Consider the following 24,521-nt stretch of genomic DNA (forward strand, 5'->3'; position numbering starts at 1 on the left):
TCTTGCCGATTCAGGCGGACCGTGACCAGGGCCTCAGGCCTTGCCCTTGCCGTGCGAGGTCGGCAGCCTGGCAAGCTCGCGCACGCGCTCGGCATTGGGCGCGAAGCCCAGGCCCGGCGTCTCGGGCAGCGTGAGCCAGCCCTGGTCGGGCACCGGCAGGCCGTCGAAGATCTGCTTGAGCATCTGCACCGCCACGTAGTGGTACTCCACCAGCCCGCCGTTCGATACGCCGGCGTGCAGGTGCATGTTGTGGAACGGCCAGGCACCGCCGTTGTCGATGGGCACGTTGAAGGCCTGCGCCATGCCGGCGATCTTCAGGCACTGCGAGTAGCCGCCCGAGATGGTCACGTTGGGCTGCAGCACATCGGCCGCCTGGTTCACCAGCAGGTCGCGAAAGCGGAAGGCCAGGCCTTCGTTCTGGCCGCAGGCCAGCGGAATGCGCGTGCGCGCGCGCAGCTGGGCCATCTGGCGCACGTCGTTCTGCGTGAGCGGCTCCTCGAAGAAACTGATGCCGTAGGGCTCGATGCGCTGCGCGAGCTCGGTGGCGTGGAACAGGTCGAGGCCGCAGTTGGCGTCGACGTAGAGCTTCACGTCGGGCCCGACCGCCTCGCGCACGGCGGCCACGCGGCGCACGTCTTCGGCAATGACCTCGTCGAGCGGGCGCGGTTCGTCGCGGCGCGCGAGCGCGTGGTTGCCCACCGTCATCTTCAGGCGCTGGAAGCCCTGCGACACCCACAGCTTTGCCGCGGCGGCGAGCTGGTCGCGCTCGAAGAAGCCGAAGCCGAAGGTGGCGTACACCGGCACCTTGCTGCGCGCGCCGCCCAGCAGGCGCCACAGCGGCTGTCCCAGCGCCTTGGCTTTCAGGTCCCACAGCGCGATGTCGAGCGCGGCGATGGTGTGGCTCGCGTAGCCGGTCTGGCCGCGCGGTGAGAGCAGCCAATAGAGCTTGTCCCACAGGCGCTCGGTGGCCATCGGGTCCTCGCCGATGAGCGCGGGGCCGGCCACCTCGCGCACGGCGGCGGCAATGATCTCTTCTTCGGTGATGGCCGTCATGCCGTGGCCCACGAGGCCGGTGTCGGTCTCGATCTCGGTGAGGCACAGCGACAGCGAGGTCTGCTTGTTGAGGCCGACCACGTCGATGGTGACGGGAATGTTCAGCGGCGTGGCGCTGACGCGAACAATCTTCAAGGCTGTCTCCTTTGGTTTGCACGGATCTTTGCGCGCGGGCCGCGGGAGAACAATTCGTTTTTTGCGAGTTCGAGCCTTCGTGAGCCGCGAAGCCTCGAAGCCTGCGCGCTCAGTCGGGCCGGCCCAGGTGCTCCAGCACCGAGCGCGCGGCCACGGTCAGCTCCTGCTGCCGGCGCACGCACAGCAAGTGGCGGCGCAGCGCCCAGGGCGCGTCCAGCTTCAGACAGCGCAGCTTCAGTATCTGCAGCTGCGGCAGGATGGCCGCGTAAGGCAGCACGCCGATGCCGATGCCCTGCTCCACCATGCGGCACACCATGTCGAAGCTGCCCACCTGCATGCGCACCTTCAGCGGCACCTGCGCCTCCAGCGCGGCGGCCAGCAGCACGCGATGCAGCGCAGTGCCTTCGCGCACCACGATGTGGTCGTAGCGCAGCACCTCTTCCACGCCGATGCGCTTGCGCCGCGCCAGCGGGTGGTCGCGCGCAATGACCACGGCCAGCTCGTCGGTGCGGTAGGGCAGGCATTCGAGGCCTTCGGCGGGCGTCTGGCCCTCGATGACGCCGATGTCGGCCAGGCCCGCCTGCACGGCCTTCACCACCTCGGTGCTGGCGCGCTCCTGCAGGTCGATCTTCAGCACCGGATGCATGCGCAGGAAGGAGCCGATCTGCGCGGGCAGAAACTGCGCGATGGTCGACGCGTTGGCCGTGATGCTCACCACGCCGGCCACGCCGTTCTGAAAATCGTCGAGCTCCGCGCCCAGCCGGTCCATGGCCGAGAGCACGGAGCGCGCATGCAGCAGCAGCCCGTGGCCGGCCGAGGTGAGCGTGACGCCGCGCGCATGGCGCACCAGCAGCGGCAAGCGCGCGCGGGCTTCGAGGTCGGACATGCGCTTGCTGGCCGCGGCCAGCGCAATGTGGCAGCGCTTGGCACCCTCGCTGATGCTGCCGTGGTCGGCCACGGCGACGAACAGGCGCAGCGACTTCAGGTCGGCGGACATGGCGTGCGCGCCCTCAGGGCGCAACCAGGTGGTCGAACAGCTCCCGCGCCGAAGCAGGCAACTGCTCGCGGTTGCGCGCAATGAGCTTGAGTTCGCGCTCCGCCCAGGGGTCGCTGAGCGCCACGGTCGAGATGCGCATCGCCATCGACAAACGCTGCGCCGACGACGCCGGCAACACACCCACCCCCACGCCCGCCTCGATCATCAGACAGATGGCCTCGAAACTGCTGACCTGAATGCGCGGGTTGAAGCCCCGGCCCGCCAGCTCCGCGCGGCGCTGCAAAAAGCGATGGATGGCGCTGCCATGGTGCAGGCCCACGTGCTGTTCGTCGAGCGTGTCGGCAAAGGCCACGGCCGGTGCGCCCGCCAGGTGGTGCGCCATGGGCACCACTAAAACCAGTTGGTTGCTGCCGAAGGCCCGCGCATCGAAGTCACCGGTGTGCACATCGCCGGCCAGGATGCCGATGTCGGCCTCGCCGTCGGCCACCGCGCGCACGATTTCTTCGCTCAGGTATTCGCGCAGGTCCACCTGCACGGCGGGGTGCTGCGTGAGAAAGCCCGCGAGCTTCTGCGGCAGGTACTCGGTGATCGACGTGGTGTTGGCGAACACCCGCACATGGCCCTTGATGCCCTTGCCGAAGTCCTGCATGTCGCAGCGCAGATGCTCCATCTGCTGCATCACGCGCTTTGCGTGATACAGCACCGCCTGCCCCGCGGCCGTGAGGGTCACGCCCTGGGCACTGCGGTGCAGCAGCTTGCCGCCCACGGCTTCTTCCATCTGCTTGATGCGGGTGGACGCGGCGGCCAGCGAAATGCAGGCCTTCTCGGCGCCGCGCGTGAGGCTGCGCGCATCCGCCACGTAGACGAACAGTTTCAGGTCGAACAGGTCGAAATGCAGGTTCACCGGGCGTGGGCGCAAGGAAGCGAGGGAACGCGCATTGTCCGGCCAACGGCGGCCGAAACGCCCCTGTTGGGGTTAGTCCCCGGGGGCTGGCTCAGACCGGGTCCCAGCTGAACACGTCCGCCGAGCGGTCGAGCGAGAAGAAGCTGGCACGCATCGCGGGCATGGCGTGCTCGGCAATGCTCTGCGGCGTCCAGCCCTCGGCGCGATGCACGGAACGCACCGGACGCGGCTGGCTGATGAGCGAAATTTCGTTGTTGCGCACCGAGAAGATCTGCCCGTTCACCGCGCCCGCCGCATCGCTGGCAAGGTACACCGCCAGCGGCGCGACCTTGGCGGGCGTCATCTGCTTGATCTTGTCGACGCGGGCGCGCTGCTCGTCGGTATCGGTGGGAATGGCGCCGATCATGCGGCTCCAGGCAAAGGGCGCAATGCAGTTGGAGCGCACGCTGAATTTCTGCATGTCCAGCGCAATGGACTTCGACAGCGCCACGATGCCCAGCTTGGCCGCCGCGTAGTTGGCCTGGCCGAAGTTGCCGATGAGCCCCGAGGTCGAGGTCATGTGCACCAGCGCACCGGAGTTCTGTTCCTTGAAGTGCGTGGCGGCCGCGCGGCTCACGTAGTAGGAGCCGTACAGGTGCACCTTGAGCACCGAGTCCCACTCGTCGACCGACATCTTGTGGAAGAAGCGGTCGCGCAGGATGCCCGCGTTGTTGACCACCGCGTCGATGCGCCCGAAGCTGTCGAGCGCGCACTGCACGATGTGCGCGGCGCTGGCCGCATCGGCCACGTTGTCGGTGTTGGGCACGGCCTGCCCGCCGGCCGCGCGAATCTCTTCGACCACCTGCTGCGCGGGGCCGGCGCTGCCGCCACCGCCGCCGTCGAGCGCCGCGCCGATGTCGTTGACCACCACCTTCGCGCCATGGGCCGCCATCGCCAATGCGATGTCCCGCCCGATGCCGCCGCCCGCGCCCGTGACGACGACCACTTTTCCTTCAACCATGTCTGTGCTCCGAATGTTCATTCGGCCGCGGGTTCGCGGGTGAAATTCAGAATGCCACAGGGCGGGTGGGAGCGGGTTTGGGGTTTCCGAAGAGGGGCTTAAGGCAGGCGGCCTTACGGCCTCACACGCGCCAAAATTTCTCGCCAGAGCACCAATGGATTGGCGGCGGCATACCCCGACTCCTGTGCATCGTTGCACGCGATGATGATCCAGCGCCCGTCCTGGGCCTTGGCGAAATCCACTACAAGGAACGGTACTTTCAGGCGCGAAGCAGCCTCTTGCGCCAAGGCCAGTCCTGCGCGGGCATCCGCCAATTCGTAGGAAGCAACTTGATGCCAATAGCGGCCCCACCCGACGCAGTCGCCGTTCCACCAGAACGATCGGTACTCCACGGAAGGTTGTACCTTGCCCGGCACATACCCGGCGACCGGCACCAGAGGAATGAACTCCCTGATCACTGGTTTCTGCCAATGAAGAATCGCGTCGTCGCGATACTTGCTCGCTGCAACTTCGTAGTGCGCCCGGCTTTGGATGACGGCAAGATCGGGGTTGTGCTTGCTGGTCTGCCTTGCGCCCTTCATGAAGACCGGCCATGCGAACGATGCTTCTATCTCCGAGGCATCAGGCAACGCGTCGAAGACAACCGTTCGCGGCGTGAACTCCTCGATAACGGGATACCACTTGTCGAGCTCGCTGGCGAGCGCGTGCTCCTGGGGTGCATTCACCGGCCGCAGTCCCATAGCGACGTTCTCGGCAAACACAGTGGGGTAGTCGTCGATTGGACCGATGCGAAGAACGCACGGCTCTTCGGCGTCCAGCCGATACGGGTGTTCGCAGGCGAAATTCAGCTCGAAATTAAAGTCATAGCTGGCAACGCCAACGGGCTGGCTGACGACCAGTAGTTTCCGTTCGAGCCGAGCAATATTCATGGCATCCGCTACCCAAAGTTCGCCGGCTCAGCCCAGCCTACTGCCGCGCCGTGCGAATGTTCCCCGGCAGCGTCTGCGGCCAGCTCGTGCGGAACGGGTTGATGTCCAGCCCGCCGCGCCGCGTGTAGCGCGCGTACACCGCCAGCTTCACCGGTTTGCACAGGCGCCAGATGTCCGTGAACATGCGCTCGGCGCACGGCTCGTGGAACTCGTTGTGGTTGCGAAAGCTCACGATGTACGCCAGCAGCCCGGCCTGGTCGATGGGCGGGCCGCTGTAGCGGATCTGCACGCTGCCCCAGTCGGGCTGGCCGGTGACGAGGCAGTTGCTCTTCAGCAGCCGGCTGGTGAGGGTTTCGTTCACATGCACCTGCGTGGTGTCGCTGCTCAGCAGCTGCGGCGCGGGCTGGTAGTGGGTGCACTCGATGTCCAGGCGGTCGAGGTCGAGGCCGTCGAGTTCGTGCACCGGCTCGCGGTCGAACATGTCGGGCGCCAGCAGCGTCACGCCGATGCCGCCCGAGCGGTCGCTGCCGCGCCAGGCGGCTTCGGCCAGGTCGGTGCGCAGGCGCTCGCGCACCTCTTCCACGCTTGCGAAGGGGCTGTTGTTGAAGCTGTTGAGGTAGAGCTTGAAGCTCTTGCTCTCGATGATGTTGGGCGTCTCGCACGGAATGGTGAAGTGCGCAATGGCCAGTTGCGGCTTGCCGCGCAGGTTGAGCCAGCTGACCTCGAAGGCGGTCCAGAGGTCGGCGCCGAAGAAGGGCAAGGCGTCGGGTTTGATGCCCATGGCCTCGCGCTGCGTGGCGCGCGCAATGGGGAACAGCAGCGTGGGGTCGTAGCGGTCGGCGTAGGCCGAGGCGCGGCCCAGTTGCGACTGCGCGGGCGTGTTCGGGTTGCTGGGGCTGCTGTTGTCGTGGGGGTTTGTGCTCATGGCTTGGCGTGTGTGGCGTCCGCCGCGTGCGCGAACGGAGCAATGTGTTGGGCGAGGATGGTGCACACCTCGGGTGGCAGGTCGTGCCCCATGCCGGGCACGGCGACGAAGCGCGCGCCCGGAATGCGCCGGGCCGTGTCCTCGCCGCAGGCCATGGGCACCAGCGCATCGGCGTCGCCGTGCAGCACCAGCGTGGGCGACTGGATGCGCGGCAGCACCTCGGGGCGATCGGCGTCGGCGCCAATGGCCAGCATCTGGCGCATCAGGCCGGCCGGGTGGTAGGCGCGCCGCATGCTGAAGGTGAGGCGCTCGGCCAGTTCCTGGTCGGTCTGCGGGTAGGCCGGGCTCTGGATGAGCCGCAGCAGCCGAATGCTGTGCGCGACCAGTTCGGCCTCGCCGCGGCCCAGCGGGCGGCGCATGAGCATGGTGGCCACTTGGCGGCGCGGGCCGGGCAGGCCGCGCGCGCCGCTGGAACTCATGATGCTCACGAGGCTGGCGGTGCGTTGCGGCGCGGTGGCCGCCAGGCGCTGGGCGATCATGCCGCCCATGGAGGCTCCGACGATGTGGGCCTTCTGTATGCCCAGCGCGTCGAGCACGCCGAGCGAATCGAGCGTCATGTCCTGCAGCGTGTAGGCCGATCGCACCTTCAGGCCCAGGCGGTGGCGAATGGTCTGCCACACCACGTTGCCGGTGCCGGCGTGGTCGAAGCCCTGGCTCAGGCCGATGTCGCGGTTGTCGTGGCGCACCACCCGAAAGCCCGCCTCCACCAGCTGCTGCACGAAGCCCGCGGGCCACGCCACCAGCTGCATGCCCAGGCCCATGATGAGCAGGATGACCGGGCGGCCTTGCCCGCCGGTGTCGTCGACTTCGATCTGCAGCCCGTTGGCGGTGACTTTCATTGCTGCCCTATTTGAATTCGCGCTCGCGCAGCCACTTGGTTGCCACCCATTTTTCGCCCGCCAGCACCGGCGCGCCGCCGTGCAGCGTGCGGGTGGCGGGGTCGGGCCGGTCGTAGCTGAAGAACACGCCGGTGCCGCGCACCGGTGCCACCTCCAGCCCCACGTCGGGGAAGGTGGTGGCGCCGCCGCCCTCGGGCTCCTGCAGGTACATGACCAGCGTGGCGACGCGCTGGCCGCCGCGCTTCAAGATGGTGGGCGTGCCGGGCTCGCCGGGGTCGAAGTAGTCGTAGTGCGGGCGGTACTGCGCGCCGGGGGCGTAGCGCAGGATCTGCAGGCCTTCGCCGAATTCGAGCGGCCAGCGCAGCAGCTTGGCAATGCGCTGCTCCAGGCGCGCGACGATCTCGTTCTCTCCGCGCTCGAAGAACATGCCGTCGCTGGTGCGGTCGACATTGAGCACCTCTCCGCCGGTGCGGGTCTCCACGGTGAGCGAGCGGGCCAGGCGAACGCGCGCGGCGGCAATCAGGCTTTCGCATTCCTCGCCCGAGAGCAGGTTGCCGAACACGATGACGCGCGGGTGCCGCATGGTGTGCAGCACCTGCACGCGGCGGTCGCCGGCGTCCAGATAGAGCGGCGCGCCGTCGAGGTCAGGGCCGGGCATCTCGGTGCGGGCCGGCGCCAGCACTGCTTCGACATCGGGAAAGCCGGCTTCCAGCTGGGCCAGGGCCACGTCGGCGGCAGCATCGTGCCAGCCGGCTGCGCGCATCGACACGCGCAGCGCTGGCACCGAGTGCCCGGCCGCGAGCTGGGCCACCAGCCATTCGCGAAGTTCCGGACTGATCGGTTGGGACATCAGACTTTTCTCCTGAATACCAACCTCTCGGGGGTCGACACCTGCGCGTCGAAACCATAACCCTCGAGGTCGAATTTTTCCAGTGCCTTGGGGGTGGCCGCCTTGTGCAGCACCGCCCAGCGGGCCAGCAGGCCGCGGGCCCGCTTGGCGTAGAAGCTGACGATCTTGTACCTGTCGCCCTTCCACTCTTCGAACACGCATTCGACCACACGGGCTTTCAGCACCTTCTTGTCGACCGACTTGAAGTACTCCTGCGAGGCCACGTTGACCACCACCGGCGTGCGGTCGGCCGCCAGGCGCTCGTTCAGATGCTCCGCAATGCGTGCGCCCCAGAAGGCGTACAGGTCCTTGCCGTGGCGGTTGGCCAGCTGCGTGCCCATTTCCAGGCGGTAGGGCTGCAGCAGGTCGAGCGGGCGCAGCAGACCGTACAGGCCGCTGAGGATGCACACATGGTCTTGTGCCCAGGCCAGTTGCGCCTTGGTGAGGGTGCGGGCGTCGAGGCCGCCGTAGACGTCGCCGTCGAAGGCGAAGGCAGCCTGGCGGGCGTTCTTGTCGGTGCTCTTGCTCGACCAGGCCTCGTAGCGGGCCACGTTCAGGGCCGAGAGCTTGTCCGAGAGGTGCATGAGCTCGGCGATCTGCTGTGGCGACTTCTCGCGCAGCAGCTTGATGAGCTCGACCGAGGGGCCGCGCGGGGACTCGAAATGCGGCTGGGTGGCGGGAGTGTCGGCGGGGAGCGGGGTGTCGTAGTCGAGCGACTTCGCAGGGGAGAGCAGGAACAGCATGCCGGAATTATGAGTGGCCGCCGTGACGCACAGCGACGCCGGTAAAATGCCCGCCAATCCCACCCTGTCACCAACGGCACCCGAGGGTGCCGTTTTGCATTCCCCATGAGCGAACCCATCACCCCCCCAGCCCAACCCGGCCTCGACAGCCTGTCGAAATCGTTCGAACCCGCCGCCATCGAGGCGCATTGGGGCCCGGAATGGGAAAAGCGCGGCTATGCCAAGGCGGGCTTTCGCGGCACGCAGCAACCCAGGGACGGCGCCGAGTCGTTCGCCATTCAGCTGCCGCCGCCCAATGTGACGGGCACGCTGCACATGGGCCATGCGTTCAACCACACGATCATGGACAGCTTCACGCGCTACCACCGCATGAAGGGCGACAACACGCTGTGGCTGCCGGGCACCGACCATGCCGGCATCGCCACGCAGATCGTGGTGGAGCGCCAGCTGCAGGAGCAGAAGGTCAGCCGCCACGACCTGGGCCGCAAGAACTTCGTGGCACGCGTGTGGGAATGGAAGGAGAAGTCGGGCAACACCATCACCGAGCAGATGCGCCGCATGGGCGACACGGTGGACTGGAGCCGCGAATATTTCACGATGGACGAGGACCTGTCGGCGGTCGTCACGCAGACCTTCGTGACGCTGTACGAAGAAGGCCTGATCTACCGTGGCAAGCGCCTGGGCAACTGGGACCCGGTGCTCAAGACCTCGGTGAGCGACCTCGAAGTGGAAAGCGAAGAGGAAGACGGCTCGCTCTGGCACATCGCTTACCCGCTGGAAGACGGCAGCGGCACGCTGACCGTGGCCACCACCCGGCCTGAAACCATGCTCGGCGACACGGCCGTGATGGTTCACCCGGAAGACGAACGCTACAAGCACCTGATCGGCCAGCGCGTGCGCCTGCCGCTGGTGGACAAGCTGATTCCGATCATTGCGGACGACTACGTCGACAAGGAGTTCGGCACCGGCGTGGTGAAGGTCACGCCGGCCCACGACTACAACGACTACGCGGTCGGCCAGCGCCACAAGCTCGAAGTGATCGGCATCCTCACGCTGGACGCCACCATCAACGACAACGCCCCTGAAAAATACCGCGGCATGGACCGCTTCGTGGCGCGCAAGGCCATCGTGGCCGACCTGGACGCGCTGGGCCTGCTGGTCGAGGTGAAGAAGCACAAGCTGATGGTGCCGCGCTGCGCACGCTCGGGCGCCATCGTGGAGCCCATGCTCACCGACCAGTGGTACGTGGCCATGACGCGCCCCGGCGCCGACGGCCAGTCGATCGCGCAGAAGGCCATCGACGTGGTGAAGTCGGGCGAGGTGCGCTTCGTGCCCGAGAACTGGGTCAACACCTACAACCACTGGATGGAAAACATCCAGGACTGGACCATCTCGCGCCAGCTCTGGTGGGGCCACCAGATTCCGGCCTGGTACGACGAAGACGGCAAGGTGTACGTGGCCGAGAACGAGGCCGACGCACAAGCCAAGGCGCCGGGCAAGACGCTGCGGCGCGACGAGGACGTGCTCGACACCTGGTACTCCGCCGCGCTGGTGCCCTTCTCTTCGCTGGGCTGGCCCGAGAAGACCAAGGACCTGGAGCTGTACCTGCCCTCCAGCGTGCTGGTGACCGGCTACGACATCATCTTCTTCTGGGTCGCCCGGATGATCATGATGACCAAGCACTTCACAGGCAAGGTGCCGTTCAAGGACGTGTACATCCATGGCGTGGTGCGCGATGCGCAGGGCAAGAAGATGAGCAAGTCCGAAGGCAACGTGCTCGACCCGGTCGATCTGATCGACGGTATCGCGCTGCCCGAACTGCTCGACAAGCGCAGCCAGGGCCTGCGCAAGCCCGAGACGGCGCCCGCGGTTCGCAAGAACACGCAGAAGGAGTTTCCGGACGGCATTCCGGCCTTCGGTGCCGATGCGCTGCGCTTCACCTTTGCGTCGCTGGCGTCGCTGGGCCGCAGCATCAACTTCGACAGCAAGCGCTGCGAGGGCTACCGCAACTTCTGCAACAAGCTGTGGAACGCCACGCGCTTCGTGCTGATGAACTGCGAAGGCCAGGACTGCGGCCTGCTGGAACACACCAAGGAAGACTGCAAGGTCGGCGGCCCGGCGCACGGCTACCTGAAGTTCAGCCGCGCCGACTACTGGATCGTGTCGCAGCTGCAGCGCGTGGAAGCCGAAGTGGTCAAGGGCTTCGATGAATACCGCCTGGACAACGTGGCCAACGCCATCTACCAGTTCGCCTGGGACGAGTTCTGCGACTGGTACCTGGAAATTGCCAAGGTGCAGATCCAGACCGGCGACGAATCGCAAAAGCGCGCCACGCGCCGCACGCTGATTCGCACGCTCGAAACGCTGCTGCGCCTGGCGCATCCGGTGATTCCGTTCATCACGGAAGCGCTGTGGCAGAACGTGTCGAAGGTGGCGGGCCGCGAAGGCGCGTCGATCATGGTGGCCGCCTATCCGCAGAGCCAACCCGAGAAGATCGACGAGAAGGCCGAAGCGCACGTGGCGCGGCTCAAGAGCCTGGTCGACGCCTGCCGCACGCTGCGCGGCGAGATGAACGTGTCGCCCGCGATGCGCCTGCCGCTGTATGCGGTGGCCGACGACGCCGAAGGCGCGGCCTTTCTGCGCGAGTCGGCGCCGGTGCTGCAGGCGCTGGCCAAGCTCAAGGAAGTGAAGGTCTTCGACGACGAGGCCTCGTGGCAGGCCGCGGCCGAAGCGGCACCCGTGGCGGTGGTGGGCGCAACGCGCCTGTGCCTGCACATGGAAATCGACAAGGCCGCAGAGAAGCTGCGCATCGGCAAGGAAATTGCCCGCATCGAGGGCGAAGTTGCCAAGGTGCACGGCAAGCTGGGCAACGAGGCCTTCGTGGCCAAGGCCCCGCCGGCGGTGATTGACCAGGAGCGCAAGCGCCTGGCCGACTTCAGCGCCACGCTGGAACGACTGCGCGACCAGCTTGTGCGCCTTGGCTGACAGACGCCCGAAATCGCAGGCGTTTAGGATGCTGGTTCGGCAATTGCTTGCCGTTTCAGCACCGTGATTTTCCTTCTTCCAACCAACTGAAGCCGAACCTGCCCATGTCCACACCATCGACGCGTATCCGCAAGGCTGTATTTCCCGTGGCGGGCTTTGGCACCCGCTTTCTGCCGGCCACCAAGGCACAGCCCAAGGAAATGCTGCCGGTGGTCGACAAGCCGCTGATTCAGTACGCCGTGGAAGAGGCCTACGCCGCGGGCATCCGCGACATGATCTTCGTGACCGGCCGCAACAAGCGCGCCATCGAAGACCACTACGACACCGCCTACGAGCTGGAAAGCCAGCTCGAGGCCAGCGGCAAGACCGCCCTGCTGAACATCGCGCGCTCGGTCATGCCCGACGACATGACCTGCTCCTACGTGCGCCAGCCGCGCATGCTGGGCCTGGGCCACGCCGTGCTGTGCGCCGAACACCTGGTGGGCAACGAGCCCTTCGCCGTGCTGCTGGCGGACGACCTGATGGTCGGCCCCAAGGGTGGTGAGCCGGTGCTGGCGCAAATGACCGCCGCCTTCGGCCGCCTCGGCGCGTCGTTGCTGGCGGTGCAGGAAGTGCCGCTGGAACACGTGAAGCGCTACGGCATCGTGGCCGGCGACACCATCGAAGAGGGCCTGGTGAAGGTCAGCCACATGGTCGAGAAGCCCAAGCCCGAAGACGCACCCTCGCGCCTGGGCGTGGCGGGCCGCTACATCCTCACGCCGGGCGTGTTCGCCGAAATTCGCAACCAGCCCAAGGGCGCGGGCGGCGAGATCCAGCTGACCGACGGCATCGCGGCGCTGATGAAGAAGGAGTCGGTCTACGCGTATGCGTACAAGGGCATCCGCTACGACTGCGGCAGCAAGGAAGGCTTCTTGCAGGCGTCGGTGGAACTGGCGCTGGCGCACCCCGAGGTGGGCGCGGAATTCCGTGAATACCTCAAGAGCCTGAAGCTGTAATTGCTTCGCGAGGACACCTCCAACGACAAGGGCCGCAACAGCGGCCCTTTTTCTTTGTCGGCTTGTGGGTTGCCTCGGTTGTCAGCGGCGCTTCAGCACGTGAATGAAGTCGCTGCCCACGGTTTCCTGGCCCATCAGCTCGTTGCCGGTCTGGCGGGCGAAAGCCTGAAAGTCGCGGACCGACCCCGGGTCGGTCGACACCACCTTCAGCAACTGGCCGCTCACCATTTCGTTGAGCGATTTCTTCGCCTTCAGGATCGGCAGCGGGCAGTTCAGGCCGCGCGTGTCGAGCTCGCGGTCAACTTGCACGCGACGGCTCCTCGGGCGGCAGCGAGAGGCCGCGGCGGCGCTCTTCGTTCTCCGACGCCGTGAAGAACACGGGCTCATGCCCGCGCGTGCGCAGCCAGTCGGCCAGCGCGTAGCCCGTGCCGGCAGGCCAGCACTTCAGGTCGGGCAGGTCGTACAGGCGGTAGTCGACCAGCTCGGGCGAGAGCTTCACCTCGCCATCGGCCACCACGTGGTACGCGATGATGATCTGGTTCATGCGCTGGAAGTCATAAGCGCCCACCAGCTTGGTGGCGCTCACGTCGAGGTTGGTTTCTTCCTTCACCTCGCGCGTGATGCCCTCCTCGGGCGTCTCGCCGGCTTCCATGAAGCCGGTGATCAGCGCATACATGCGGGGACCCCAGGCGGCATTGCGCGCCAGCAGCACCTGCCCTCGGTATTCGACGATGCCCGCGAGCACCGGCGTGGGGTTGTTCCAATGGGTGTGGCCGCAGTTGGGGCAACGCAGGCGCTCCTTGAGGCCGCCGTCTTCCATCAACGCGATCCATTCGAGCGGGGTGGCGCAGACCTGGCAGAACTTGGGATGGGGCATGGGGGTCTCTCTCTTCTTTTTGTTGGTCGCCTGCGCGCCACTCTTGCGGGGCGCGGCGGCGTCTTGTTGTCTGTTTATGCGGGGAACACGCCGGTCGACAGGTAGCGGTCGCCGCGGTCGCACACCACGAACACGATGGTGGCGTTCTCCACCGTCTTGGCCACTTCCAGCGCGGCCCACAAAGCACCGGCCGCCGAGATGCCGCCGAAGATGCCTTCTTCGCGCGCCAGGCGCCGGCACATTTCCTCGGCGTCGTCCTGGGTGACGCTGATTTCCTGGTCGACGCGGCTAGGGTCGAAGATCTTCGGCATGTACTCGGCGGGCCATTTGCGTATGCCCGGAATGCGCGAGCCCTCGGCCGGCTGCGCACCGATGATGCGCACGGCGGGGTTCTTCTCCTTCAGGAAGCGCGACACGCCGGTGATGGTGCCGGTGGTGCCCATGGCGCTCACGAAGTGCGTGATCTTGCCCTTGGTGTCGGCCCAGATCTCGGGGCCGGTGGTCTCGTAGTGAATGCGCGGGTTGTCGGGGTTGGCGAACTGGTCGAGCACGCGGCCCTTGCCCTGCGTGACCATCTGCTCGGCCAGGTCGCGCGCGTATTCCATGCCGCCACTCTTGGGCGTGAGCACCAGTTCGGCGCCGAAAGCCTTCATGGTCTGGGCGCGTTCCACGGAGAGGTCCTCCGGCATGATGAGCACCATGCGGTAGCCCTTGATGGCTGCGGCCATGGCGAGGGCGATGCCGGTGTTGCCGGAGGTGGCTTCGATGAGCGTGTCGCCGGGCTTGATCTCGCCGCGCTCTTCGGCGCGCTTGATCATCGAGAGGGCCGGCCGGTCTTTCACCGAACCTGCCGGATTGTTGCCTTCGAGCTTGCCGAGAATCACGTTGCCGCGCTTGGCGTTTTCTGCGGCATGGATGCGTTGCAGGGCGACCAGAGGGGTCTTGCCGATGGCATCTTCAATCGTCGGATAATTCATGCAGCCACTGTGCCATAATTTTGGGCTTGCTTCAGAACCCTGCCCGGGTGGTGAAATTGGTAGACGCAGGGGACTCAAAATCCCCCACCGAAAGGTGTGCCGGTTCGATTCCGGCCCCGGGCACCACATGCCAGTCTCATGGCGTATCGCCAAGACTCAGAACCCGCTCGCTTCATAGGCGCAGCGGGTTTTTCTTTGTCTCAAGCGGCATCAAGTCATACCATCCCATATCGGCACTTTGTCGGCACTTCTGTCGGTACTGGCAGAAATGCCGGCATCGAAGTACCGACACATCAAAGGGACTGGAATGGCGTTGACAGACACGTTTGTGAAGCAGGTGAAGCACAAAGGCTCCGCGGCCGGCGAGCGCTACGCGGACGGCGGCGGGATGTATCTCCGAGTGAAAGAGTCGGGTAAGTACTGGCGCCTCGACTACCGCATCAACGGCACGCCCCAGACGCTGGCCCTCGGTGTCTATCCCGAGGTGTCGCTGGCAAAAGCCCGGCAACGGCGCGAGAAGGCACGTGAACAACTGGCCGACGGCCTCAATCCCGGCGTGGCCAAGCGTGAGGAGAAGGCAGCCAAGATCACCGCCGCGGGCAACACGTTCGAAGCGGTCGCGCGCGACTGGCTGGTTAAGACAGCCAGCAAGCGTGGCCCCAGCACCCACGGCAAGATCGAAACCTGGCTCACCAAAGACGTGTTCCCCTTCATTGGACGCGACCCCGTGGCGGACCTCAAGGCCAAGGACATACTGGACAAGGTGGCGAGGCGTATGGAGGCCCGCGGCGCCAACGAAAGCGCCCATCGCGTCGTGCAGGTTTGCTCGCAGGTGCTGCGCTTCGCCGTGGCCACAGGGCTCGTCGACCGCGACGTGACGGTCGACCTCCGCGGCGCCCTGGCGTCGGTCGAGAAGACCCACTACGCCGCCATCACCGAAACCAAGGGCGTGGGACAGCTCATGCGTGCAATCCGCAGCTACACCGGGCACCCGGCCACCATCGCCGCACTGAAGCTCTCGCCGCTGGTGTTTCTGCGGCCCGGCGAGTTGCGGACAGCCGAGTGGGCAGAGATAGACCTCGACGCCGCCGAGTGGCGTATCCCGGCTTCCAAGATGAAGATGAAGGTGGAGCACCTGGTGCCGCTTTCCGTCCAAGCGATCGCGGTCTTCAGGGAGATGCATCCGCTCACTGGGCACGGCCGCTATGTATTGCCCAGCATCCGCACCGGCGAGCGCCCGATGAGCGAGAACACGGTCAACGCCGCGCTGCGCGGCATGGGCTATGGCTCGGAGGTGATGACTGGTCACGGGTTCCGCGCGACGGCGCGCACGATCATGGATGAGGTGCTGGGCGAACGGCCCGACCTGATCGAGCACCAACTGGCGCACACCGTGAAAGATCCGAACGGCCGGGCCTACAACCGCACCGCTCACCTACCGGCGCGCCGCGAAATGATGCAGCGCTGGGCCGACTACCTGGACAAGCTGGCCGCGGGCGCCGAGATCCTGCAGTTCAAGGCGGCGTGAGTGTCTTCAGCCTGCTGGCCGCTGCTCATTCGTCAGGTCATTCTCGGCACGGCATCGCTGATCGGCTCGCTTCAATTCCGCCGGCGCGGCCGCCAAGCCACGTAGCGTCGGTTCACTGATGCCCCAGCGGTTGATGACGAGCGGGACCTCGTAGCGATCGTGCCACCGCTGGCCCACGACGCGCTCTATGCAGAACTGGGTTCGCAAGTACTTTGATCGCATGATGTCTTCGCGGGTCGCACCAGGAGCCGCTACAGATGCACACAACAGACAAAGACCCACGAAAGAGGATTGCATCGCAGCAGCGTACCTGATGGGCGCAGAAGTGAGCCGGTCTCCGTCGACGTTGTTCCGTTTGAAACGCGGAAACCTCGGCCGCCTGGCGCTGGGGGTCTGTGAAAGGTACCGGTCCAACCGGCAGGGGGTGAACGAATGCTTCACCCTGGCGCATCCGGTATCGTCCTTCCATGCCACTTCAGACCCTCAAGCGAGCAATGCTGCAGGAAGACCGCGACCTGTTCGACACGCTGCGGGCGAAGCACTGGCCAACGGTCTGCGCCCAGATGCTCGCTGAGCCGCCCGCGGGGGATTTGCCGCGTCTCTTCCGAAGTCGCTGGGTTGAATTTGGGGAGCGCATCCGCGTATGCACTGCCGATGACAAACTGCTGACGAAAGCGCTCAGGGCCTGGCTGCCGATATACGACGGCCATGGGCTGACGCTGTACCGAGGCGAGAGCGCAGCACGCTACGAGGCCGGCCGGCTGGGCTTTAACTGGACGACAAAGCGGGCAACAGCCGAGATTTTCGGGAGTGGCTGGAATGCGTTGCATCCAGGGGGCGGATGCCTCCTTTGTTGCGACGTGCCAGCCGGCGCCATCATCTCAGCGCCCGACAGCCACAGTCGATGGCTCGGCGAGGACGAATACGTCGTGGAACCGGCGATGCTGGAGGGTGTGGTGGTCATCGCCGAGTACCCAAGATCTGGGCAGCAGTAGCGCGCAGCCCACACTGAACAGAGCACAGGCCTTTGGCCGCGGCGACCACCACGACGACTCCAGCATCCATGCGGGTCTGCGGGCCATCAAGATGGGTTCGACCACCAGGTGGCGCCCGAACCGGGCAGCACCCCACGCCGACATCCACCATTGGCGGATGTTGATTTTCTCGACCCCGAATGTAGGCGGCCCAACACCATGCTCCAGCATCGGTAAGGTCAGCAGTACGCACGAGGCATACTGCGGGCCGCTGGAGGGCGACGACATGAAAAACGAACTGGGTACGGCGGGCGCGACCGTGGGTGCGATTGCGCTCGTGCTTTTGTTTGGCGGGCTGGCGCTGGCGATCTACCCAGGGTGGGCAGCGATCGGATGCTGGGCAGCGAAAGTTGAAGCGCCTGCGTGGATTCAGGCCGTGGGCTCCATTCTTGCGATCATGTTCGCAGTCGCCATAGCAGCATGGCAAACGGCGCAATCCAGGTCGCTCATCGCAGCCGAGCACCAACGAAAGGCGCTCGTGATGCTTGAGGCGATCCGAACTTTCGTCGATCTTTATGCTCGCGAAATTCAGGCGATAGCCGCAATGATCGACGGAAATCTGGCAGTTCAATCGGCATACCTGCTCCGCATCGACCCTGATGCGCAGTTCATGACCACCGAGCGTTCTGCACAATCAATCCCGCTACACGATCTCCCCGATGTCAAAGCGGTACGCCTCGTTGTCGAGCTGATGAACCATATCCGGACCGATCGCAACGCCATCGCCAACTTGAAGCTCGCGCTCGAAGCCGGCGATCTTGCCAGAGCGCCCGGTCTGTATTCGCTCAAGGGGCACGTCGACGCAGCGATGCGCCTATTGCAAAAGACAGACGCGGCAATTGAGCGTGTCACGGCGGGCTAAGTCGCGCCCGCCGACGCTCAATGATCAAACCGGGATTTTCCCGGTTTCACTGCGTACCGTGCTGCGTACCGGCGCCTTGCGTACCGAGCCCCGGCTCAAGTCACTCTCTTCGGCGTGATTTAGGAGCGCCGACCTCCGAGCCTTTAAGACCAAGACCCGCCGTCACCGATCCTCGGGAGCGGCAATCTGCTGGAGTCGTTGATTCGGTGAATGTCACCCGTTCCTAACAGGGCTACTTGCACCGTCGATTGTTCGGAAGCTGTTTGGACGGTGATGAACAAGGCACAGCGTGGCAGCTGGGTCAGCGATGAGGACTACTCCGAGGCAGATGGTTTTTGCTTCTGCGCCGCAACGAACCGCACTTCAAAGTCGTTGAGCATGGCTTGGAGCTGTGTTGATTCTGTTGCCCCGGGGTCGATGCCTCCACCATCCAATATGCCCTTGATCAGGTAGCACTCCGTCTCCGAGCGGATCACGCCGCGCTTGAGAATCTGCAGGTACTTCTTCGAATAGCGCCGCCTGACCTCGCTCAAGCTGAACGTGCCAGCGGCGGTGAACTTGGCATCAGCAGCGGCTACCTGTTCGGGCGTCCATTCAGCGGTTGCTTCAACCGTGTCATTAACGGCCATCTGCAAGCCCTTCTTGGCATTGGCAAGAGAGGTTTGTTCGACCCTACGAAGAAAGGCCAAAGGTTGGTCATCTGGATTTTTGCTTCTATGTGTTTCTGGAATAAACCAGTCAACGTAGCACACAAAAAATGTCTTCAATCGTTCGTAGTCTTCAGTTGTAAGCTTGTTGGCCTGCATGATGGCGCCTCCTATTGGCATGTGCATTTGCCAGCAGGCACTGGCACGCCAAAATCGGCTATTGCAGAGGGAATGTAAATTAAAGGCCCAGCAAGGTTGGCGGGTGAAATTCCATTAATCATGTTTCTCGAGTCTCCTCCAGAGCTTTTAGCGCCACCGTTAACCTCGATCATCTGCTGCTCGCGGCCACGAATGCTGTTGTAACTGGAGGAAGACTTATCCAACACAGGCGCTTGAAATCCCTCGGCATTCAGTAACGGCTGCCCATAGCCGCGATTCTTCACATTGTTCGTCGGCGTGTCTGTGCCCGAAGTTCGTCCCGAGTAACACTGGCCCGTCAGAGGGTTCCATCGAGTGTATGTCTGGTACGTCTTTTCAGAGTCTTCCTTAAGTGCCTTGGTCGCGCGGTTGGCCAAATCTCTCTGCGCGTCCGCAGTTGGATTTGGAAGCCCGATAAGTGGTCCACCGGGTTGATCCCAGACCTCCGACTGCAATCCAAGCGAGTCTGTGAACATCAGCGGATTGCCATCTGCATAAATGCGCCTGTTGAGACCTCCGGCTAATCCGATCTTGTCGTTCTGCGTGTAGAAACCACCCGTTGGGGAGTATGTTCTGAAGCCGTTATAGAACAGGCCCGATTCTTCATCCGCATACTGCCCCGGATACCTCAGATTGAACTTCACCGCTGCGATGTCCGTGGTCCCTGGGTATGGTGTCACTTCCAAGTTCGCAAACCGATTCTTCGCCAGCGTTGGCTTGTCTTCCCCGAAAGCGCTGTAGCCCCATTGCCAGACAGCTTGCGCATTCGCGTTCGTCAGTCTCCTCGGCGTGTTCAGGTGGTCGCTGTGCATCGCATACGTGGCGCCGTCGATCACAGCCACGATCGGCATCGGCCCATTGGCCGTGGGCAGATAGATGTACTGCGCTTGGCCTACGCTCTGAGTGCCGCCGCTGCCCACTTCCGTGATCAACGTGCCCTGCTCGTCGTAGATATACGCATAGCCAAGTTGCTCGGCCTGCGTCGTGGCCGGACTCCACAGCTTTGTAAAGAACGCGATCAAACTCTGCATGAAGCCCGGGTTGCTCTCGTCCCCCTGTACTGGCGGGTACAACGGCTCTGTCTTAAACACCCGCTGCCCCAGCGCGTTGTGCGCATACCTCGTTGTCGGGCTGACATCGGTCGCGCCGGTCGTTGCCGTGGCGAGTCGACCCTCTGCGTCGTAGGTATAGCTGCGCAGGCCGTCAGTCAGCAGATCCCCGTTGGCGTTATAGCCGAAGGTGACGCTGGTGTTGTTAATGCCGTTGATGTTTTGGGTGAAACCAGCGAGCAGGTTGCTCCCAGCGCCCACCGAGTAATTGCGGCTGGTGCTCCGGCCGCCAAGCACACGCGTGGTGCTCAAGCGATTGCCGTTGGCGTCGTAGCTGAAGCCAGCGGTGGAGTCCGTGGCGTTGAAGCTTGCAATGCGACCTGCTGGGTTGTAGCCGACGGTCCATGTAACGTTGCCGTTGCCGATGGAGCCTTGCGTGGGGCCGGGCTGGTAAAGGTTCTGCGTGAGGCTCGTGATACGGCCGGCGGAGTCATAGACGTAGCTGCTGAAGTCTGTCGCCGTCATGCGACCTGCGGCGTCGTACACGCGGCTGGCTGCGATGGCAGGACTGGAGAACGCCCAAGTCCACGCCGTCGGCTGGCCCAGGGGATTCCAGGCAATCCCGGTGACGATCGGGTTGCCGTTCAGGCTCAATCCTGCTAAGCGGCCGGTGTTGTCGTAGGTGTGTGTGAGCACGCCACCGCCGTTGGGATAGCCGATGCCCGCCAGCGTGCCGTTGGGGTTGTAGCTGTAGCTCACCTGCTGCACGCTGCCGTTGGCCAGGGTCTGCCTTTTGAGGGTCACGCGGCCGAAGGCGTCGCGCGTGTACTCAGTGGTGCCGCTGCGGTCGATGACCTCCGACAGATAGCCCTTGCTGTTGGTAGTAAGGTCATAGCGCAGCGTGGTGGTCTTGCCGTCAGCGAAGACCAGGCTGATCGGCCGTCCGAGCAGGTCTCGGGTGATGGTCGTGGCGTGGCCGAGGGCGTCTGTGATCAGGCTGGGCAGGCCCAGGGCGTCGTACTGGGTGCTGGCGCCACCCATGTCGGCACTTGCCTCGATCGTCGCGTTGCCCTGGGCGTCGCGGGCGTAGGTGGTGGCCACGCCCTTGAAGTCTTTTGCTTCAGTGACGGCATCGAGAGCGTTGTACTTGAGGGTGGCGGTCGCGTTGAGGGCATTGGTCACAGCCTTGACGCGGCGCAGGCCGTCGAGGCCGTACTGGGTGCTTTGGTTCAAGCCGTTGGTCTGGGTGATCAGTTCGCCGTTGGCGTCGTAGCCGAAGGAGCTTGTCTGATTCGGGCCTTCGGTCTTGGCGACGAGACGGTTGTCGTTGTTGATGGTGCGCGCCGTGTTCCAAGCAACGTTGCCGGCGCTGTCCTTGATCTGCTCCGCGGTGCGGTTTCCCATGCCGTCGAGGGTGTAGGTGCCGGACTCGCCGCGGTTATTGCTCCAGCCTGTGAGGCGATGGGCGGCGTCGTAGTCATAGGTCAGGCCGAGGCCGTTGGGCTGGGTGATGGTCTCGACTGCGCCGAAGGGCTTATAGGTGAGTGTGGTGGTCTGGCCCCCGACGGTCTGGGTCAGCAGGCGATCGCGTGGGTCATACGTATAGGTGGTGACCATGCCATTGGGGGCGGTGGTGCTGACCACGCGGTTGGCGTTGTCGTAGGTGTGGCCGGTGACATGGCCCAGGGCATTGGTCGATGTGAGGACGTTGCCTCGCGGGTCGTAGGTGTAGCTGGTGACTGCGCCGTTGGGTTCGGTTGCGGTTGCCACCAACTGCGACGTGTTGTAGGTCCACTGCCAGAGCTGGGCTTTTCCGGTCGTGGTGTCATTAACAGTCTTGGTCAGGACATTGCCGACAGCGTTATAGGTGTAGGCGGTGGTGCGGTCAGCTTCGGTGACCAGTGCCGGCAACGCGAAGGTCGAGTGCCATTGAGTCGTGACTGTCTTGGCTTCGGGCGCGCCTGCGGCGTAGATCACGGTGGTCGGCAAGCGACGGGCAACGTCCCAGGTGGTGGTGGTTACCGCACCCTTGAAGTCGGTCTCCGACGTGATCAGGCCGTTGGCGTCTTGCGCACGGCTGGCAGCGTCGCTCTCGCCCTGGGCCGAGGGTAGTGAGCTTCCAGTGACAGCGAGTTTGCCCAGCGTCATGCCGTAGTTGTACTTGCGAATCCTGCCCAGCGGATCGATCACCGTGGCAGAGCCCGCCGAGGGATAGCTGACTTGGTAGCTGTCGACCGAGCCTGCCAATTGCGTGCTGATCGCGCGGCCCGTGCTGTCGTAGGCAAACGTGCCCCAGCGAACACCAGCCTCGTCGAAAATGCCAGTAAGTGCTTGAGGGAAGGAGGTGTTCTCGTATACGAAGCTGCGGCCCTTGCCGTCGGGATAAAGGACTGAGACCAGACGGCCCGTGCTGTCGTACCCATAGGCGATGATGCGCGAATCGGGAGTCTTGACGGTGTTCAGCTGGCCTGCGCCGTTGTACCCGAAGGCGAGAGCGCGGCCGAAGTTGTTCGTAACACTAGCAAGCTGACCAGCGCCGTTGTAGGTGTAGGTAGTGATCCAGCCATTGCGATCCTTCTGCGTCAGCAACTTGCCAGATTCGTCGAAGCTGAGCGTGATGTTGTCGTCTGCGCGGTAGTAAGTCCAGCCTCCCGAGGAAAGTTGGGTCAGCGTGTCAGCGCTGTTGCTGGCGCTCCAGACGCTTGCGCCTGAAGCCCTACCGAAGGTTCGCTCATAGCCTTCACCTGTGGTGATGGCTGCAGTGACGGGAGACGTGCTGGGTGTGGCGACCAGTTTGGCGCTAAAGCTGTGAGACCAAACTTTGCCCAACGAATTGCCAATCCGGGTCGAATCGCTTGCCCAAGTACTGCGATAGGTACGCGTGAAGGACAAGGCACCGGGGCCAGAATCAGACCAGTCAGTTTCGGACCGATATTTTTCTGCCCTCGCGGGAAGAATTGGAGCGCCTACTTGTGCGCCGTCAGCCCCCCGCTTGCATGAAGGCGGTTCTGGCGGCGTTGGGTACGTAACTGCCACACAAGCGGTTCCAGCCTGATTTGTTCCAAACCCATCGTTGCATCTGCATCCGACGTAGTTGTTAACCATCTCGTCAACCGGGTGGCTATTTGGTATGCATTGGTTGATTAATGCTTCATTATAGAAGTCAAGGGGCGTGGGATTAGGCCCTGGAGATGTTTGTCTTATTGAGCAAACCGCGCCAACGGGAGGCAAATCGGTCACGGAAAGTAGAGCAAAGGCGCTTGGCGCTAGCTGGCTGTTGAGGTACGCAACCATTTCGTCGCAAACAGCAGGGGCACTTGAAAAAAAGGCCCAGGGGCGAGGCAGTGAAACGTTGTAGTAGTGATTTACGTACTCGAGCGCGCGAGCGCCGACTGTTGAAAAAACCAAGGAAGCCGCAAAAGCAACCTTCAATATCGTTTGACCGCCGCACTGCAATAGATTTTTGAATCCCAGCATTTCGCCTCCTCGTTTTTTTCACATGCGTGAATATTTGCGACTCACGCTCCATGACTTGTCACGCCTTGAATTTCTTGAACGGTCAACCCCTCAGTTGAACCGGCCTGCCATGCAGCGCACTCAATGCAAGTTGTTTCAGGTTAGCCGCGCGGGTACGCGCATTCAAGGACAATTTGACCAGCGGAGGCAACCGAGGAAATGTTGAACATGAAAGTACGCACCAGTCGCGCTTTTGCGTTGTTACTCCACGACAAGGGCGCTCCTTGCAAAAACGAGTTTTTGCTCGTGGCCTGATCGTGGCGCTCACCGAAGCCGTTATCCCTCTGCATTCGGCGTCACATCCGACGAATGGCACTGGCACCAAATTAAAACGATGGCGGCTTTGGCTTGCAAGCACCCGACTGACAACCCCATGCGCAGCAGCGTCGAAGGAAGCCCAGTCGGGTATTGAATGTCCTGGCGACAGAGATGCGCGCCGGCTCGGGATTTGGTCGCGCGGCCGGCGACCTGAACACCCGCGCCCTCGACGATCTCAGCGGGCGCGGCTGTGGTGGGCGCGCTGGCTGAGCTGATGGCCTAGCCTCCTCGTCCGAACTGCAACACCACCCCTGCGGTGGCCAAGCCGACCATGCGCAGCTCGCGCAGCGTGAGGTCCAGGCAGGTATCGCCAACCTCGAGCTTGCCTCCGCCCCCGGGCACGAACGTCATCGAGACGGCGCGATCCTCGGCCGCGGGCGGCACCGCCTCAAAAACACCAGCGACCACCCGTCTGACCCGGCCGTCCTCGATCATCCGCTTCACGTGGTCGTCGACGATGGCATAGGTCAGGCCCAGCGTCTCCATGAGCACCTGACGCGTGGCGACCTTGTTGCTCTCGCCCAAATCAACAATGGTCTGGTAGATCAACGGTCCGACGCCGCGGCGCACCGGAGGCTTGGCGGCGGTGGGCGTTGGGCCGGACTTCGCGCCCAGTTCGGAGCCGGTGGGCAATGTGCTGCCGAGCCAGCCAGCAGCGACCGTGATTTGCTCGGGTGCGTCGACTTTCATGGGGTGCTCCATCAATGCTGGGTTTTGCAGGGCGTCAACTACAGGTGATTGCAGGTTTTCTTGCATTGCAGATTCAGGCTTTCCTGGGTTTTTCCGGTGCGCCGTCGCGACCGCTTCCGGCGTAACCAACGCTGTAACCATGGCTGCTGTAACCAGCGTTGCACGCCGGCGTGCATCGTTTTGCGACCGGAAATTTTCCGGTCGCAAAGCACCTTGGCCAACCATCGCGACGGGCAGCGTCTGGGGGGGTGCATTGAAGCGTTGCATTCGGATTGCATTCCGGCCTGTGAGCCCCGTTGGCGTGTTAAGGCCCCGTTAACCAGCGCCTTGTTAACCATTCACTTTGGTGGATACCGCTTGGATACCGCCGC

20 protein-coding genes and 1 tRNA gene are annotated in these 24,521 nt (G+C 64.0%); 6 read left to right on the forward strand and 15 right to left on the reverse strand.

Annotated features, from left to right (window positions below; translation table 11 throughout):
• Positions 1 to 33: 33 nt before the first annotated feature.
• The 9 genes from VLK31_RS02670 to yaaA all read right to left on the reverse strand — a co-directional run bounded on the left by VLK31_RS02670 (position 34) and on the right by yaaA (position 8,474).
• Positions 34 to 1,188 carry a mandelate racemase/muconate lactonizing enzyme family protein gene (locus VLK31_RS02670; RefSeq protein ID WP_409166821.1) on the reverse strand — a complete coding sequence of 385 codons (1,155 nt, stop codon included), beginning with the start codon at positions 1,186 to 1,188 and terminating at the stop codon, positions 34 to 36.
• A 109-nt stretch (positions 1,189 to 1,297) separates the two neighbouring features.
• Complete coding sequence (locus tag VLK31_RS02675; RefSeq protein ID WP_409166822.1) at positions 1,298 to 2,185, reverse strand: LysR family transcriptional regulator; 888 nt, start codon at positions 2,183 to 2,185, stop codon at positions 1,298 to 1,300.
• A 13-nt stretch (positions 2,186 to 2,198) separates the two neighbouring features.
• Positions 2,199 to 3,089, reverse strand: a complete 891-nt coding sequence (locus VLK31_RS02680; protein ID WP_409166823.1) for a LysR family transcriptional regulator — start codon at positions 3,087 to 3,089, stop codon at positions 2,199 to 2,201.
• Between the two features lie 91 nt (positions 3,090 to 3,180).
• On the reverse strand, positions 3,181 to 4,089 hold the full coding sequence (locus VLK31_RS02685) for an SDR family NAD(P)-dependent oxidoreductase (RefSeq protein WP_409166824.1): 909 nt from the start codon (positions 4,087 to 4,089) through the stop codon (positions 3,181 to 3,183).
• 113 nt (positions 4,090 to 4,202) lie between these two features.
• Positions 4,203 to 5,018 carry an ATP-grasp domain-containing protein gene (locus tag VLK31_RS02690; protein ID WP_409166825.1) on the reverse strand — a complete coding sequence of 272 codons (816 nt, stop codon included), beginning with the start codon at positions 5,016 to 5,018 and terminating at the stop codon, positions 4,203 to 4,205.
• Between the two features lie 37 nt (positions 5,019 to 5,055).
• The gene (gene queF, locus VLK31_RS02695; RefSeq protein ID WP_409166826.1) at positions 5,056 to 5,943 is read right to left on the reverse strand and encodes an NADPH-dependent 7-cyano-7-deazaguanine reductase QueF; all 888 of its coding nucleotides are present in this window, start codon (positions 5,941 to 5,943) and stop codon (positions 5,056 to 5,058) included.
• Positions 5,940 to 6,842, reverse strand: coding sequence for an alpha/beta hydrolase (locus tag VLK31_RS02700; protein ID WP_409166827.1), 903 nt, complete (start codon positions 6,840 to 6,842; stop codon positions 5,940 to 5,942). The genes queF and VLK31_RS02700 overlap by 4 nt, the downstream gene beginning before the upstream one ends.
• 7 nt (positions 6,843 to 6,849) lie before the next feature.
• On the reverse strand, positions 6,850 to 7,692 hold the full coding sequence (locus tag VLK31_RS02705; RefSeq protein ID WP_409166828.1) for a 2OG-Fe(II) oxygenase: 843 nt from the start codon (positions 7,690 to 7,692) through the stop codon (positions 6,850 to 6,852).
• Entirely contained in the window at positions 7,692 to 8,474 is a 783-nt protein-coding gene (gene yaaA, locus VLK31_RS02710) for a peroxide stress protein YaaA (protein WP_409166829.1), read from the reverse strand. The genes VLK31_RS02705 and yaaA overlap by 1 nt, the downstream gene beginning before the upstream one ends.
• Positions 8,475 to 8,579: 105 nt before the next feature.
• On the opposite strand from yaaA, the gene VLK31_RS02715 reads away from it, so the two are divergent.
• Positions 8,580 to 11,459, forward strand: a complete 2,880-nt coding sequence (locus tag VLK31_RS02715) for a valine--tRNA ligase (protein ID WP_409166830.1) — start codon at positions 8,580 to 8,582, stop codon at positions 11,457 to 11,459.
• A gap of 104 nt (positions 11,460 to 11,563) precedes the next feature.
• Positions 11,564 to 12,454, forward strand: a complete 891-nt coding sequence (galU, locus tag VLK31_RS02720; RefSeq protein WP_409166831.1) for a UTP--glucose-1-phosphate uridylyltransferase GalU — start codon at positions 11,564 to 11,566, stop codon at positions 12,452 to 12,454.
• Between the two features lie 81 nt (positions 12,455 to 12,535).
• Here the strand turns inward: galU and VLK31_RS02725 are convergent, their stop codons facing one another.
• From VLK31_RS02725 to cysM, 3 genes are all read right to left on the reverse strand, one after another.
• Entirely contained in the window at positions 12,536 to 12,763 is a 228-nt protein-coding gene (locus VLK31_RS02725; protein WP_409166832.1) for a sulfurtransferase TusA family protein, read from the reverse strand.
• The gene (locus tag VLK31_RS02730; protein ID WP_409166833.1) at positions 12,753 to 13,331 is read right to left on the reverse strand and encodes an NUDIX domain-containing protein; all 579 of its coding nucleotides are present in this window, start codon (positions 13,329 to 13,331) and stop codon (positions 12,753 to 12,755) included. The genes VLK31_RS02725 and VLK31_RS02730 overlap by 11 nt, the downstream gene beginning before the upstream one ends.
• Before the next feature lie 74 nt (positions 13,332 to 13,405).
• A complete protein-coding gene (gene cysM / locus VLK31_RS02735; RefSeq protein WP_409166834.1) occupies positions 13,406 to 14,308 on the reverse strand; it encodes a cysteine synthase CysM in 903 nt (300 codons plus the stop codon).
• A gap of 41 nt (positions 14,309 to 14,349) precedes the next feature.
• Here cysM and VLK31_RS02740 point away from each other — a divergent pair.
• The 4 genes from VLK31_RS02740 (at position 14,350) to VLK31_RS02755 (ending at position 17,732) form a co-directional block, all read left to right on the forward strand.
• Positions 14,350 to 14,434 (forward strand) — tRNA-Leu (locus VLK31_RS02740).
• 181 nt (positions 14,435 to 14,615) lie between these two features.
• On the forward strand, positions 14,616 to 15,836 hold the full coding sequence (locus VLK31_RS02745; protein ID WP_409166835.1) for a tyrosine-type recombinase/integrase: 1,221 nt from the start codon (positions 14,616 to 14,618) through the stop codon (positions 15,834 to 15,836).
• Between the two features lie 494 nt (positions 15,837 to 16,330).
• Positions 16,331 to 16,831, forward strand: a complete 501-nt coding sequence (locus VLK31_RS02750; RefSeq protein ID WP_409166836.1) for a hypothetical protein — start codon at positions 16,331 to 16,333, stop codon at positions 16,829 to 16,831.
• A 265-nt stretch (positions 16,832 to 17,096) separates the two neighbouring features.
• The gene (locus VLK31_RS02755) at positions 17,097 to 17,732 is read left to right on the forward strand and encodes a hypothetical protein (protein WP_409166837.1); all 636 of its coding nucleotides are present in this window, start codon (positions 17,097 to 17,099) and stop codon (positions 17,730 to 17,732) included.
• 314 nt (positions 17,733 to 18,046) lie between these two features.
• Here VLK31_RS02755 and VLK31_RS02760 read toward each other — a convergent pair whose 3' ends face one another.
• The 3 genes from VLK31_RS02760 to VLK31_RS02770 form a co-directional block, all read right to left on the reverse strand.
• Positions 18,047 to 18,538, reverse strand: a complete 492-nt coding sequence (locus tag VLK31_RS02760) for a hypothetical protein (protein WP_409166838.1) — start codon at positions 18,536 to 18,538, stop codon at positions 18,047 to 18,049.
• Positions 18,539 to 18,549: 11 nt separating this feature from the next.
• Positions 18,550 to 23,103: an RHS repeat-associated core domain-containing protein gene (locus VLK31_RS02765; protein ID WP_409166839.1), complete on the reverse strand. Its 4,554-nt coding sequence runs from the start codon at positions 23,101 to 23,103 to the stop codon at positions 18,550 to 18,552.
• Positions 23,104 to 23,679: 576 nt separating this feature from the next.
• Positions 23,680 to 24,417 carry a hypothetical protein gene (locus VLK31_RS02770; protein ID WP_409166840.1) on the reverse strand — a complete coding sequence of 246 codons (738 nt, stop codon included), beginning with the start codon at positions 24,415 to 24,417 and terminating at the stop codon, positions 23,680 to 23,682.
• Positions 24,418 to 24,521: the final 104 nt, after the last annotated feature.

It is taken from the genome of Variovorax sp. H27-G14, assembly GCF_046156345.1.
Taxonomy (GTDB): domain Bacteria; phylum Pseudomonadota; class Gammaproteobacteria; order Burkholderiales; family Burkholderiaceae_C; genus Variovorax.

Coding starts and splice junctions, on each gene's coding strand:
- VLK31_RS02675 (WP_409166822.1), bottom strand. CDS start 2,185: ATGTCCGCCGACCTGAAGTCGCTGCGCCTGTTCGTCGCCGTGGCCGAC.
- VLK31_RS02685 (WP_409166824.1), bottom strand. CDS start 4,089: ATGGTTGAAGGAAAAGTGGTCGTCGTCACGGGCGCGGGCGGCGGCATC.
- VLK31_RS02690 (WP_409166825.1), bottom strand. CDS start 5,018: ATGAATATTGCTCGGCTCGAACGGAAACTACTGGTCGTCAGCCAGCCC.
- queF (WP_409166826.1), bottom strand. CDS start 5,943: ATGAGCACAAACCCCCACGACAACAGCAGCCCCAGCAACCCGAACACG.
- VLK31_RS02700 (WP_409166827.1), bottom strand. CDS start 6,842: ATGAAAGTCACCGCCAACGGGCTGCAGATCGAAGTCGACGACACCGGC.
- VLK31_RS02705 (WP_409166828.1), bottom strand. CDS start 7,692: ATGTCCCAACCGATCAGTCCGGAACTTCGCGAATGGCTGGTGGCCCAG.
- yaaA (WP_409166829.1), bottom strand. CDS start 8,474: ATGCTGTTCCTGCTCTCCCCTGCGAAGTCGCTCGACTACGACACCCCG.
- VLK31_RS02715 (WP_409166830.1), top strand. CDS start 8,580: ATGAGCGAACCCATCACCCCCCCAGCCCAACCCGGCCTCGACAGCCTG.
- galU (WP_409166831.1), top strand. CDS start 11,564: ATGTCCACACCATCGACGCGTATCCGCAAGGCTGTATTTCCCGTGGCG.
- VLK31_RS02730 (WP_409166833.1), bottom strand. CDS start 13,331: ATGCCCCATCCCAAGTTCTGCCAGGTCTGCGCCACCCCGCTCGAATGG.
- cysM (WP_409166834.1), bottom strand. CDS start 14,308: ATGAATTATCCGACGATTGAAGATGCCATCGGCAAGACCCCTCTGGTC.
- VLK31_RS02745 (WP_409166835.1), top strand. CDS start 14,616: ATGGCGTTGACAGACACGTTTGTGAAGCAGGTGAAGCACAAAGGCTCC.
- VLK31_RS02750 (WP_409166836.1), top strand. CDS start 16,331: ATGCTGCAGGAAGACCGCGACCTGTTCGACACGCTGCGGGCGAAGCAC.
- VLK31_RS02755 (WP_409166837.1), top strand. CDS start 17,097: ATGAAAAACGAACTGGGTACGGCGGGCGCGACCGTGGGTGCGATTGCG.
- VLK31_RS02760 (WP_409166838.1), bottom strand. CDS start 18,538: ATGCAGGCCAACAAGCTTACAACTGAAGACTACGAACGATTGAAGACA.
- VLK31_RS02765 (WP_409166839.1), bottom strand. CDS start 23,103: ATGCTGGGATTCAAAAATCTATTGCAGTGCGGCGGTCAAACGATATTG.
- VLK31_RS02770 (WP_409166840.1), bottom strand. CDS start 24,417: ATGCAACGCTTCAATGCACCCCCCCAGACGCTGCCCGTCGCGATGGTT.